This window comes from Paractinoplanes aksuensis, from assembly GCF_024137025.1.
GTDB lineage: Bacteria > Actinomycetota > Actinomycetes > Mycobacteriales > Micromonosporaceae > Actinoplanes > Actinoplanes aksuensis.
This window is the reverse complement of the sequence record NZ_JAMYJR010000003.1, coordinates 173205-185636: the sequence shown is the minus strand read 5'-3', so window position 1 is coordinate 185636 and position 12432 is coordinate 173205. Positions and strand designations below refer to the sequence as shown.

Sequence of the window (12432 nt, the reverse complement as noted above, 5' to 3'; positions counted from 1 at the left end):
TCATGCCCGACGATCTTTGGGGGCGGCGCCTGATGGTCGATGCCACGTGGGGCACCGGGGAACCGCTCCGGGACGTGCTCGGGCCCGTCGCCGACGGGCGGGCGTTCGACGATGATCATCCGCCGCGGGCCGATCTCATCGCCGATTGTGTGCACTGCGGGTTCTGTCTGCCGGCCTGCCCTACGTACGTGTTGTGGGGGGCCGAGGCCGATTCGCCGCGGGGGCGGATCTATCTGATGAACGAGGGCGTCAACGGCGAGCCGCTGAGCGGTTCGATGGTCGAGCACTTCGACAAATGTCTCGGGTGCATGTCGTGTGTGACCGCGTGCCCGTCGGGCGTGCAGTACGACCGCTTGATCGAGGACACCCGGGCCCAGGTCGAGCGGCGCTTCACCCGTGACCCGGGGGACGCGCTGCTGCGGCGGGCGATCTTCGCCGTCTTCCCCTATCCGCGGCGGCTCCGGCTGTTGCGGGGGCCGCTGCGGGCGTACCAGAAATCGGGTCTGCAGGGGTGGGTGGCCCGCAGCGGCCTGCTGGCCCGGCTCGGCCCGACGCTGACCACCCTCGAATCGCTCGCGCCGCGGCTGCGCAAGGTGCCACCACCGCCGCGCCGTGTGGCCGCCCGGGGCACCCGCCGCGCGGTCGTCGGCATGCTGACCGGGTGTGTGCAGGGCGCGTTCTTCCCCGAGGTCAACTCCGCGACCGTGCGCATCCTGGCCGCGGAAGGCTGCGACGTCGTGATCCCGCCCGGCCAGGGCTGCTGCGGCGCCTTGAGCGTCCACAACGGACGCCGGGACGAGGCGCTCGGCTTCGCCCGCCGCCTGATCGACACGTTCGAGCACACCGGCCTGGACTACTTCGTGGTCAACGCGGCCGGCTGCGGTTCCTCGCTGAAGGAGTACGGCCAGCTGCTGGCCGACGACCCGTCCTACGCGGAACGGGCCACGGCGTTCGCGGCGAAGGTGCGCGACCTGGCCGAGCTGCTCGACGAGCTGGGGCCGGTCGCCCCGCGCCATCCGCTGCCGCTGACCGTGGCCTACCACGACGCCTGCCACCTGGGTCACGCCCAGGGCATCCGCGCCCAGCCCCGGGCGCTGCTGCGCGGCATCCCCGAACTGCAACTGCGCGAGATCGCCGACGCCGACCTGTGCTGCGGCTCGGCCGGCATCTGGAACATCCTCAACCCCGTGCCCGCGGCCGAACTGGGCGATCGCAAGGCCGCCAACGTCCTCGCCACCGGCGCCGACCTGCTCGTCACCGCCAACCCTGGGTGCATGATGCAGGTCGCCGCCGCCCTCAACCGCAACGGCACCACGATGGCGATGGCCCACACCGCCCAGGTGCTCGACGCCTCGATCCGCAACCTCGGCCCGAAGGCCTTCAGCGACTGAGCCCCGGCCCTACACTCACGAGGGTGTCGATCCCCCCTCACATTCCGGCCGGGCACGGCCGCCCGGCCACGCTGATCAGCTACGCCTCTCAGGACGAGAAGGCCGCCGCGGAAGTGGCCGACCAACTGCTGTCCGCCGGCCACGGCGTCTGGCTCGACAAGTACTGCCTGCTGGCCGGCCAGGACTAAGCTCATCCTCGACGCGGCCGAGACACGCCCCGCGGGGCAGAGATTTCTGTTCCCGCTGCGGTTGGACGACGCCGAGACCCCGGCCCGGCTGGGCCGATGGCAACAGCTCGACATGCGTGAGCAGGTCTGGTCACGGCGGTTGAAGTCGGCCTTGAACGACTGCGCCGAGGATCTTGCTCCGACCGGCTCGGCCGACCGGCCACAGTTGAAGATCCGGCATGTCGACTTCGGTGTGGACGCGGGCGTGCTGACGATCGACTACGTGATCCGCTCGGGCGGGCCGGCGGCGCTGGTGCAGCTGGGCGCCAGCCTGATCGGCGAAAACGGCCGGGACCATCACCACCGGCTCGACGACCGGTGGCTGTGGGTCGCCGCCGGGACTGCGGTGTACCGGCGCTACCTTCGCCTGGCGGCCGTGCCGCGACCCGGCACTTACCAGCTCGTCGTCTCCGCTTCGCACGGGCGAGGCGACCAGAAGAAGCGAGTGGCATCAGCCCACGGTGGCGAGCCGCTGGTTCTGCGCTGACCGGCTAGACCCCGCGTTCGAGGGTGCTGCGCTCGACGCAGAACTCGTTGCCTTCCAGGTCCTGCATGGTCACCCAGCCCAGGCCGTCGGGGGTGCGGTGGTCCTCGAAGAGCTTGGCGCCCAGGGCGGTGAGGCGGTCGACCTCCTCGTCGCGGGTGCGCTCGTCGGGCTGCCAGTCGATGTGCAGGCGGTTCTTGACCGTCTTGGCCTCGGGCACGCGGATGAACAGCAGACCGGGCACCGGCGCCGGCGCGTCGACCAGCACCTCGTCGTCCCCGGGTTCGTCACCCTCCCCGAGGGGCCAGCCGGTGACCTCGCTCCAGAAGCGGGCCAACTCGTACGGCTCGGAACTGTCGACGGTCACGTGTCGAAGGATCATGGCAACACCTTAGGGCGTATCTGGCCGATCCCGCGGCCGGCGCGGAGGCAGAGCGCCGTGCCCAGCAGTGCGCCTTTGATGCCGGAGAGCCCGCAGTGAGCGCATCGGGCTGTGAATGCGCTGCGCTGCGGGCTCCGGCTCCCGTGGCTCCGGATCGGCGCCGGGGCCGGGGTTGATTCAGGAGAGGGCGAACGAGGGGTGCGGAGGCTGGTTGTAGGCCGTGTTCTGCCAGGCCAGGGCTTCGCGGTACTGGATGTCGTGCAGCAGCGTGACCACCCGGCGGTCGGTCTGGATCGGGGTTGAATAGATCCGCAGGGCGGTGTTGTCCGAGGTGGGCCAGATGACCTCCTCGCGCCAGTCGCCGAGCAGGTCGCCGCTCAGGGACGGGGTGGCCTTGGTGCCGTTGTTCGAGTGGACGCCGCCGGCTGTGAGCAGACGCGTGTCGCCTGAGGTGCCGTACTTGTCGATTCGGGTCTGGTCCAGCAGTTCGCGTTGGGCGTCGCCGTCCCACCAGAGCACGAAGTTGGTCGAGCTCGGCTTGCGGCTCGACACCACCGAGCCGGACGGGCCGCGTACGCCGTCGACGGCGGACGACCAGCTTTCCGCGCCGGGGCTGCCGGCCCAGATGTCGGCCGAGACGCCGCGTCCGTTGTCGCCGCTGGCCGGGGTGCTCCACAGGATCTGGCCGGTGCGGGCGTCGGCGAACCACGATGACGGCTTGCTGGAGTCCTCGTCGACCTTGAAGACTTCCAGGCCCGTACGGGACGGGTCGAGATCACCGACGTGCAGGGTGTCGCCGTGTCCGTAGCCGGTGTTCCAGAGCTTCGCGCCGTTGTCGTCGATCGCGAGGGATCCGTACACGATCTCGTCCCGGCCGTCGCGGTCGACGTCGGCCACCGAGAGCTGGTGGTTGCCCTGGCCGGCGGTGCCGCTGTTGGTCGAGCTGTTGCTGTCGAACGTCCAGCGGCGGGTCAGCGCGCCGTTGCGGAAGTCCCAGGCCACGATCACGCTGCGGGTGTAGTAGCCGCGGGCCATGATCAGGCTGGGCCGGGCGCCGTCGAGGTAGGCGGTGCCGGCCAGGAAGCGGTCGACCCGGTTGCCGTACGAGTCGCCCCAGCTGCTGACCGTGCCCCGCGGCGGCTCGTAGTTGACCGTGGACAGGGCGGCGCCGTTGCGGCCGTCGAACATGGTCAGGTACTCGGGGCCGCTGAGCACGTAGCCCGACGAGTTGCGGTAGTCGGCGCTCGAACTGCCGATCACCTGGCCGGTGCCGGAAACTGTCGCGTCGGCCGTCTTCATCGCGACCTCGGCCCGGCCGTCGCCGTCGTAGTCGTACACCTGGAACTGGGTGTAGTGCGCCCCGGCCCGGATGTTGCGGCCGAGGTTGATGCGCCACAGCCGCGTGCCGTCGAGTTTGTAGCCGTCGACGTAGACCGGGTCGGTGACGCCGGACTGCGAGTTGTCCTTGGCGTTCAGCGGCTCCCACTTGAGCACCAGATCGAGCTTGCCGTCGCCGTCGAGGTCACCGGTCGAGGCGTCGTTGGCGGCGTACAGCGAGCTGTTGGGGTTCTGGATCGGCACGTCGAGATAGCCGTTGCCGAACGTCAGCGACGGGCCCTCGGCCGCTTGCTCAACCCCGTTCAGTACGGCCCGTACGGTGTATGCGCTGTTGGCGGCCGCGCCGGAGTCCAGGTAGTTGGTCGACGAGGTCAGCGGCGACGCGTTGACCTTGGTGGTGCCGCGGTAGACGTTGAAGCCGATGCCGGCCGGGTCGGTGGCCAGCCAGCGCCAGCTGACCAGGTTGGCCGAGCCGGAGCGGACACTGATCACGCCGCGGTCGAGGCGTTCGCGCTGCTTCCCGTCGGCCGGCGGCGTCGTGGTCGGGGGCGGAGTGGTCGGCGGGGGCGTCGTGGGCGGCGGCGTGGTGGTGGGCGGCGGTGTCGTGGTGGGCGGGGGCGTCGTCGGCGGGGTCGAGCCGGTGCATGCCACCCCGTTCAATGTGAACGTTCCCGGCGTCGCCGCGGTGCCGTTGGCGTTGAAGCCGAAGCCCGTCGTGGCGTTGGTGGCGAGGGCGCCGTTCCAGCCCGCGTCCTTGACCGAGACCGCGGAGCCGGATTGGGTCACGGCACCGTTCCACAACGACGTGATTGTCTGACCGCCGGACAGAGCGAAGGCGAGCGTCCAGCCGTTGAGCGGGTCGCCCAGGTTCGTGACGTCGACATTCGCGCCGAAACCGCCGGGCCAGGAGTTGGTGACGGTGTAGCGCACCTGGCACCCGGCCGCGGCGTCGGCCCGGGTCGCCACCATGACGCCGGCGCCGGCCGTCACGACGGCGAGGACGGCCGCGATCTTTCCTCTTCTGGCCACTGGCGGTCCTTAGATCGAGAGACGTAAATGGGAGCGTTCCCAGGGTGGAGCATCGTGACGTTTCGGTCAAGGTTGGATTGGGAGCGCTCCCATGTCATAGTGCTTGCTAATCCATTTCGATCGATCCCTTTGCCCTCGCCCGGGAGCGCCGATGTCCAGACTCCGATCGACCGTCCTCGCCGCCACCACCGCCGTGCTGGCCGGTTCGCTGACCGTCGCCGCCGTGGGCCCGGCCTCGGCCGCCGCCGGGTGTCAGGTCCGCTACGCCGTCTCGAGTTCCTGGCCGGGCGGCTTCGGGGCCGCCGTCGACATCACCAACCTCGGCGATCCGGTGTCGTCGTGGACGCTGACGTTCTCGTTCGGCGCCGGCCAGACGATCACTCAGCTGTGGAACGGTTCGGCGACCCAGACCGGCTCGGCCGTGACGGTGCGCAACGCCGGCTGGAACGGCGCGCTGGCCACCAACGGCACGGCCTCGTTCGGCTTCAACGGCTCGTGGACGGGCAGCAACCCGGTGCCCACGTCATTCGCCCTCAACGGGACGACCTGCAACGGCCCGACCACTCCCCCGCCCACCACCACCCCGCCTCCCACAACGCCGCCACCCACCACGCCGCCCCCGACCACGCCGCCGCCCGCCGGCTCGCCGGTCAAGATCATGGCGCTCGGGGACTCGATCACCGGCTCGCCCGGTTGCTGGCGCGCGTTGCTATGGCAAAAACTGCCCGCCAGTCGCGTCGACTTCGTGGGCACGTTGCCCGGCCAGGGCTGCGGTTTCGCGTACGACGGGGAAAACGAGGGCCACGGCGGTTTCCTCGCCACGAACGTCGCCAACCAGGACCATCTGGTGGGCTGGCTCGCGCCCACCGACCCCGACATCGTGCTCATGCACTTCGGCACGAACGACGTCTGGAACAACCTGCCCCCGTCGACGATCCTGGCCGCGTTCACCCGCATGGTCGGCCAGATGCGGGCGTCCAACCCGGCCATGAAGATCCTGGTCGCCCAGATCATCCCGATGAACGCCTCGAACTGCGCCGAATGCGCTCAGCGCGTGGTCGACCTGAACGCGGCCATCCCGGCCTGGGCCGCCGGCCTCTCCACGGCCGCCTCCCCCATCACCGTGGTCGACCAGTTCTCGGGCTTCGTCCCCGCCACCGACACCTACGACGGCGTCCACCCCAACGACGCCGGCAACGTGAAGATCGCCAACCGCTGGTATCCCGCCCTGGCCGCCGCCCTCGGCTGACCGCGTCCCTCGGCCTCCCCAGCGCCGGCCGAGCCGAACGCGAGACGAAACGGTTCGTCTCGCCAAAGCCCGCACGCGGCCGGGTCGCCTTCACCGTCGACCCGGCCCGGCGCATGAGTCAGTGGGCAGACCGGGTCATGCCGGCACCTCGTCCACGAGCGCCGGCACAGTGGGGCCGGCGCCGATCGCGACACGCACGGCGATCAGTTCACCGCGCGTCGCGCGCGTCCCGACCAGTCGGCGGGACCCGATGATCAACGCTGTCGTGACACTGTCGACCCGTGCCGATGGACACAGGGTCAACGGTCCTGAGCAGGCGTAACGTCGCCAGGGCGGGCCGGTCGGGCCCACGGCGGGCGGTCGGTCCGCAGCGAGACTCAAGGAGTGTCCACATGAGCGACGAAGCGGTCGAACGCCATCTCAAGAGCATGGACGATCTCGACTTCAAGGCGTGGAACGGGGCCGACTGGGACGGCCTGTTCAGCCATCTGCACACCGACGACGTGGTGGTCAACTTCCACGGCCAGGCCCCGACGCACGGGCTCGCCGAACACGTCGACGCCATGAAGGCCCTTGTGCAGACCATGGGCGGGACCCCGGCCCAGGTCCAGTCCCACCCGATCAAGTTCGGCGCCGGCGACTGGACGTGCGTGGTCGGCGAGTTCGGGGACGGCAGCCGCATGGTCACCCTGGCCCGCTGGCGCGACGGAGCCATCGCCGAGGAACACATCTGGATCTGAGCCGACGTCACCCGCGGCCGGTCACCAACTGGATCTCGATCGGGGCGGCCACCTCGCCGCCCGGGGTGACGAACCGGTCGAGCGAACGCCGGCAGTCGGCCCCGATGCGGCGGCGGGCCTCGCCCTTCAGGTGGCCGGCCAACGGCAGCAGTTCGGCCTCGACGAACGCGTCCATGGAGGGCAGGCGGGTGGCGGTCATCCAGGTCGTGAGACGGTCGATCCGCCGGCCTGCCTCTTCGCACAGCGCGGCCAGCCGGTCGGGATCGCCGGTCGCGAAGTAGCCCGCGATCACAAAATTCGTCTCGTAGAACTCGGCGGCAGCCGCCGAGAGGGCGTACGTGCGCTCGTTCATCACCCCAGCACACACCTCCGGCCGCCGGGCATCAGTCCGGTTGGCGACCCAGCGGTCAGGCCGGGGTCAGGCGGATGAGGACGCGAGGAGTTCCTTGACCCTGGGTACGACCTCGGTGCCGTACAGCTCGATCGCCTTCAGCATCTTGTCGTGGGGCAGCGTGCCGGCCGAGTACTTCAGATCGAAGCGCTGGATGCCCAGGTGCTTGATGGTGTGCGCGACCTTCTGGGCCACCGTCTCGGGCGAGCCCACGTGCCACGCCCCGTCGCGGATGTCGTTCTCGAAGCGGTCGCGGCTCAGTGGCGGCCAGCCCCGTTCGCGGCCGATGCGGTTGAGCATGGTGCGGGCGTGCGGCCACAGCGTCTCGACCGCTTCCTCGTCCGTCTCGGCGACGAACCCGGGGCAGTGCACGGCCACCGGCTGCGACGGCTGCTCGAACTCTTCCAACGCCCGCTGGTAGAGCTCCACGTACGGCGCGAAGCGCACCGGCTCGCCGCCGATGATGGCGAGCACGAGGGGCAGGCCGTGGCGGGCGGCCCGCACCACCGATTCGGGGCTGCCGCCGACGCCGATCCACGTTCGGATGCGTCCGGATTCGGTCTTGGGGTAGACCTGCTGGTCCTTCAGCGGCGGGCGGACCGTCCCCTCCCAGCTCACCGGGCCCTCGTCGAGCAGCTTGACCATGAGGTCGGCCTTCTCCTCGAAGAGCCGCTCGTAGTCGTGCAGGTCGAAGCCGAACAGCGGGAACGACTCGGTGAACGAGCCCCGGCCCAGGATGATCTCGGCCCGGCCGTTCGACACCGCGTCGAGCGTGGCGAAACGCTCGAAGACGCGTACCGGGTCGTCCGAGCTGAGCACGGTGACCGCGGTGCCGAGTTTGATCCGTTCGGTGCGGGCGGCGATGGCGGCCAGCACGATCTCGGGCGCCGAGACCGCGAAGTCGTCGCGGTGGTGCTCGCCGAGGCCGAATCCGTCGACGCCGACCCGTTCGGCCAGCACGGCCTGCTCGACGACGTTGCGGATCACCTGCGCGTACGGGATCTTGTTGCCCTTGTCGTCGACGGTGACGTCGCCGAAGGTGTCCAGTCCGAATTCCACCATGATCACTCTACCGAGCCGGGCGGCCCTTCAACCGGCGGCCCATCTCGTGCGCGATCTCTTTCTTGGCGTCGCGCTCGGCCAGCACCTGCCGTTTGTCGTACGACTTGAGGCCGCGGGCCATCCCGAGCTCGACCTTGGCCCAGCCCTCGTTGAAGTACATCGAGAGCGGCACCAGGGTGAGCCCGTTGCCGTCGCGCAGCTGGGCCAGGATCCGCTGGATCTCGGACTTGTGCAGCAGGAGCTTGCGGGTGCGGCGGGGCGCGTGGTTGGTCCAGCTGCCGTAGCCGTACTCCGCGATGTGCAGCCCGTAGAGCATGATCTCGCCCTCGTGCTCCTGAGCGAACGCGTCGACGAGCGACGCGCGACCCTCGCGCAGTGACTTGACCTCGGTGCCGGCCAGCACGAGACCCGCCTCGTACGTACGGAGGATCGCGTAGTCGTGCCGCGCCTTCTTGTTCGAGGCGATCAGTTTGCGCCCGGTCTCCCTGCTCACGCAGGAACCATAGCTTTACGGCACGGATCGCCGCATCGAATAAGTGACGCTGCTCAGCCGGTGGGGCTCGTTGTGGACGTGCATCGCCGTGCGGTCGTACGCCTGCCATCCGGCCGCCCCGGCCCGGTTGAGGTGGCGCAGGTCGTCGAAGCGCTCGTCGGTGCCCCAGCGCAGGATGCCGCCGGGGTGGTGGAAGGTGGCCGTCCAGTCCATGAACCGGTCGGCGCCGAGCGTGCCCGCGGCGCGGTATTCGAGCCGCGCGTATTCCCAATTGGTCACCCATGGCATTATGCCGAAATGACCTTGGTCGCCGCGACCGGAGTGGCCCAAGGGACGTTTCCCTCATTAGTGCCCATTGTGGACGGAACGTGTCAGGGGTCACCCTTAAATCACCCTGAGTAGGGTTCAGCTGGAACCGCGCTCGGGCATACGCTCCGCCCGTCTGACACCACGTTTCGGGGGGAACGTATGGCAACGGGTGGGGTGGCGAGACTGGTCTGCGGCCGCTGGTCGAAGTGGATCGTGCTCGCTCTGTGGATCGTCGTGCTGGGTCTGGCCGGGCCGCTGGCCGGCAAGCTGGGCGAGGTGCAAGAGAACGACAACTCGGCCTGGCTGCCCGGCGGCGCCGAGTCGACCCAGGTCGCCGAGTTGCAGCGGCAGTTCCAGCCGGACGACATCGCGCCCGCCATCGTGGTCTACGAGCGCACCGGCGGGCTCACCGACGCCGACCGCGCCGCGGCCGCCGACGACGCGCGGGCCCTGGCCGGCGCCGAGGGCGTGAGCGGCCAGGTCGTCGGCCCGATCGAGTCGCCGGACAAGGCAGCCGTCGAGGTCATCGTCCCCATCAAGATCGACAGCGACGGCTGGGAGGCGCTGCCCGACATCGCCGACGGCCTCAAGAACACCGCCGAGCAGGGCGCGCCGGGCGGCCTCGACGTCTATCTGGCCGGCCCGATCGCCGTGGCGGCCGACTCGGCCGGGGCCTTCGCCGGCATCGACGGCACCCTGCTCTACACGACCCTGGCCGTCGTCGCGATCATCCTGCTCGTCACATATCGCAGCCCGGTGCTGTGGCTGCTGCCGATCCTGACCGCCGGCGTGGCCCTGGCCGGCTCCCAGGCTCTGATCTATCTGCTGGCCAAGCACGCCGGGCTGACCGTCAACGCGCAGAGCGCGGGCATTCTCACCGTGCTCGTCTTCGGCGCCGGCACCGACTACGCCCTGCTGCTGGTCGCCCGCTACCGCGAAGAGTTGCGCCGCCACGAGGACAGGCACGAGGCGATGCAGTTCGCCCTGCACCGCGCGGGCCCGGCCATCATCGCCAGCGCGGCCACGGTGGCCATCGGCATGACCTGCCTGACCCTGGCCGAGCTCAACTCGACGGCCGGTCTGGGCCCGGTGGCCGCGCTCGGCATCGTGGTCGGCCTGGCCGCGATGGTCACCCTGCTGCCGGCGTTGCTGGTCATCTTCGGCCGCTGGCTGTTCTGGCCGGCCCGCCCCCGGTTCGGCACGCCCGAACCCACCGCGACCGGCGTCTGGGCCCGGCTCGGCGGCCGCATCGCCCGCCACCCGCGCCGCGTCTGGATCACCACGTCGCTCGTGCTCGGCGCCATGGCGCTGGGGCTGCTTCAGCTCAACGCGACCGGGCTGACCCAGGCCGACCAGTTCACCACCGAGCAGCCCTCGACGGTGGCCGAGGAGGCGCTGGCCCGGCACTTCCCGGCCGGCGGCGGCCAGCCCGTCACCGTGATCGCCAACGCGGCGAGCGCGGCCGAGGTCAGTCGCGGTCTGGCCGCGGTGCCCGGCATCAGCGAGGTGGCCGAACCGGTCGTCCGCGGGAACCTGGCCCTGATCGACGGCACGCTGGCCAGCGCGCCCGACAGCCAGGCCGCGCAACAGACGGTCGAGCGGGCCCGCGACGCGCTGCACGCGATACCGGGCGCGGACGCCAAGGTCGGCGGCGGCTCGGCCATCCTGCTCGACATCAATACCGCCAACGACCACGACAACCGGCTGATCATCCCGCTCGTGCTGCTGGTGGTGCTGATCATTCTCGGGTTGCTGCTGCGGGCGATCGTGGCGCCGCTGATCCTCATCGCGACCGTGGTGCTGTCGTTCGCGGCCGCGCTGGGTGTCAGCGTGCTCGTCTTCCGCCACATCCTCGACTTCCCGGCCGAGGACACATCGTTCCCGCTGTTCGTGTTCGTCTTCCTGGTCGCGCTGGGCATCGACTACAACATCTTCCTGATGACCCGGGTGCGGGAAGAGGCGATCACCCACGGCACGAGGCGCGGCGCCCTGATCGGCCTGGCCGCGACCGGCGGCGTGATCACGTCGGCCGGCATCGTGCTCGCCGGCACGTTCGCCGCGCTGGCCAGCCTGCCGCTGGTGGCGTTCGTGCAGATCGGCTTCGCGGTGGCCTTCGGCGTCCTGCTCGACACGCTGATCGTGCGGTCGGTGCTGGTGACCGCGCTCAACCTCGACGTCGGCCGCTGGATGTGGTGGCCGAGCAAGCTGACCCACAAGCTCGACGAGCCGGACGACAAATCGGCCCAGCCGTTGTCATCATCTGAACCCGAACTTACGCACTGAGCCGTCGGCTGCGCACTCTCGAAGACCTCCGGTAACCATCAGGGAGGCGTAGCCGATGAAGGCTGTCCGTGTTCACTCCTATGGCAAGCGACCGTCGATCGACGACGTGGCCGAGCCCGAGGTCAGCGGTCCGTTCGACGTGCTCGTGCAGGTCGGCGCGGCCGGACTGTGCCGCACCGACCTGCACATCATCGAAGGGCAGTGGGCCGAGAAGTCGGGTGTGCAACTGCCGTACACGATCGGTCATGAGAACGCCGGCTGGGTGCGGGCGGTCGGCAGCGCGGTCACCAACGTCTCCCCCGGCGACGCGGTGATCCTGCACCCGCTGGTCACCTGCGGGCTGTGCCGGGCGTGCCGTTCGGGCGACGACGTGCACTGCGAGAACTCGCAATTCCCCGGCATCGACACCGACGGCGGCATGGCCGAATACCTGCTGACCAGCGCGCGGTCGGTGGTCAAGCTCGCGGACGGCCTGGAACCGGCGGCCGTGGCCGCGCTCGCCGACGCCGGGCTGACCGCGTATCACGCCGTACGGAAAGCAGTGCCTCTGCTCTATCCCGGCCAGACCGTCGTGGTGATCGGCGCCGGCGGGCTCGGCCACATCGGCATCCAGTGCCTGCTCGCCATGACCGCGGCCCGGGTCGTCGTGATCGACCCCAACGAGAAGGCCCGCGAGCTCGCCACCGAACTGGGCGCGCACGAGGTCGTCGCGAACGGCAACGACCTGACCGACAGCGCCGACGTGGTGCTCGACTTCGTCGGTGAGCAGGGGGCCGAGGCGCTCGGCCTGACGATGACCCGGCGGGCCGGCAGCTACTACGTGATCGGCTACGGCGGCGCGGTGAACATCCCGACGATCGACCTGATCTCGACCGAGCGCAACATCATCGGCAACCTGGTCGGCTCGTACAACGACCTCGACGAGCTGATGACGCTGGCCGCCCAGGGCAAGGTCACGCTGCACACGCGGCAATATCCGCTGAGCGCGGTGAACGAGGCGATGGACGATCTGGAGGCCGGCCGGCTGCAGGGGCGCGGCATCCTGGTGCCCTGA

13 protein-coding genes are annotated in these 12432 nt (G+C 70.0%); 7 read left to right on the top strand and 6 right to left on the bottom strand.

All coding sequences use genetic code 11. From position 1 onward, the window contains the following. Window positions 1–2 precede the first annotated feature (2 nt). The 3 genes from M1L60_RS05190 (at window position 3) to M1L60_RS05180 (ending at window position 2105) form a co-directional block, all read left to right on the top strand. On the top strand, window positions 3–1391 hold the full coding sequence (locus M1L60_RS05190; protein ID WP_253236121.1) for a (Fe-S)-binding protein: 1389 nt from the start codon (window positions 3–5) through the stop codon (window positions 1389–1391). Between the two features lie 23 nt (window positions 1392–1414). Further along, the gene (locus M1L60_RS05185; protein ID WP_253236120.1) at window positions 1415–1579 is read left to right on the top strand and encodes a toll/interleukin-1 receptor domain-containing protein; all 165 of its coding nucleotides are present in this window, start codon (window positions 1415–1417) and stop codon (window positions 1577–1579) included. 61 nt (window positions 1580–1640) lie between these two features. Further along, window positions 1641–2105 (top strand): hypothetical protein, encoded by a 465-nt coding sequence (locus tag M1L60_RS05180; RefSeq protein ID WP_253236119.1) that lies wholly within the window; start codon window positions 1641–1643, stop codon window positions 2103–2105. 4 nt (window positions 2106–2109) lie between these two features. Here the strand turns inward: M1L60_RS05180 and M1L60_RS05175 are convergent, their stop codons facing one another. Beyond that, window positions 2110–2484, bottom strand: a complete 375-nt coding sequence (locus M1L60_RS05175; RefSeq protein ID WP_253236118.1) for a VOC family protein — start codon at window positions 2482–2484, stop codon at window positions 2110–2112. Window positions 2485–2661: 177 nt separating this feature from the next. Next, entirely contained in the window at window positions 2662–4791 is a 2130-nt protein-coding gene (locus M1L60_RS05170; RefSeq protein ID WP_253236489.1) for a rhamnogalacturonan lyase family protein, read from the bottom strand. 211 nt (window positions 4792–5002) lie between these two features. Between M1L60_RS05170 and M1L60_RS05165 the strand changes: the two genes are divergently transcribed. Further along, window positions 5003–6100 carry a cellulose binding domain-containing protein gene (locus tag M1L60_RS05165; RefSeq protein ID WP_308208428.1) on the top strand — a complete coding sequence of 366 codons (1098 nt, stop codon included), beginning with the start codon at window positions 5003–5005 and terminating at the stop codon, window positions 6098–6100. 392 nt (window positions 6101–6492) lie between these two features. Then, complete coding sequence (locus M1L60_RS05160) at window positions 6493–6840, top strand: nuclear transport factor 2 family protein (RefSeq protein WP_253236117.1); 348 nt, start codon at window positions 6493–6495, stop codon at window positions 6838–6840. Between the two features lie 7 nt (window positions 6841–6847). Here the strand turns inward: M1L60_RS05160 and M1L60_RS05155 are convergent, their stop codons facing one another. The 4 genes from M1L60_RS05155 to M1L60_RS05140 form a co-directional block, all read right to left on the bottom strand. Then, a complete protein-coding gene (locus M1L60_RS05155; protein ID WP_253236116.1) occupies window positions 6848–7192 on the bottom strand; it encodes a hypothetical protein in 345 nt (114 codons plus the stop codon). A 66-nt stretch (window positions 7193–7258) separates the two neighbouring features. Further along, window positions 7259–8293, bottom strand: coding sequence for an LLM class flavin-dependent oxidoreductase (locus M1L60_RS05150; protein WP_256516027.1), 1035 nt, complete (start codon window positions 8291–8293; stop codon window positions 7259–7261). Window positions 8294–8300: 7 nt separating this feature from the next. Next, entirely contained in the window at window positions 8301–8786 is a 486-nt protein-coding gene (smpB, locus tag M1L60_RS05145) for an SsrA-binding protein SmpB (protein WP_253236114.1), read from the bottom strand. A gap of 15 nt (window positions 8787–8801) precedes the next feature. Continuing rightward, window positions 8802–9074 carry a hypothetical protein gene (locus tag M1L60_RS05140; protein WP_253236113.1) on the bottom strand — a complete coding sequence of 91 codons (273 nt, stop codon included), beginning with the start codon at window positions 9072–9074 and terminating at the stop codon, window positions 8802–8804. A gap of 180 nt (window positions 9075–9254) precedes the next feature. Here M1L60_RS05140 and M1L60_RS05135 point away from each other — a divergent pair, with 180 nt between their 5' ends. Next, window positions 9255–11378: an MMPL family transporter gene (locus tag M1L60_RS05135; RefSeq protein WP_253236112.1), complete on the top strand. Its 2124-nt coding sequence runs from the start codon at window positions 9255–9257 to the stop codon at window positions 11376–11378. Between the two features lie 55 nt (window positions 11379–11433). Next, complete coding sequence (locus M1L60_RS05130) at window positions 11434–12432, top strand: NAD(P)-dependent alcohol dehydrogenase (protein WP_253236111.1); 999 nt, start codon at window positions 11434–11436, stop codon at window positions 12430–12432.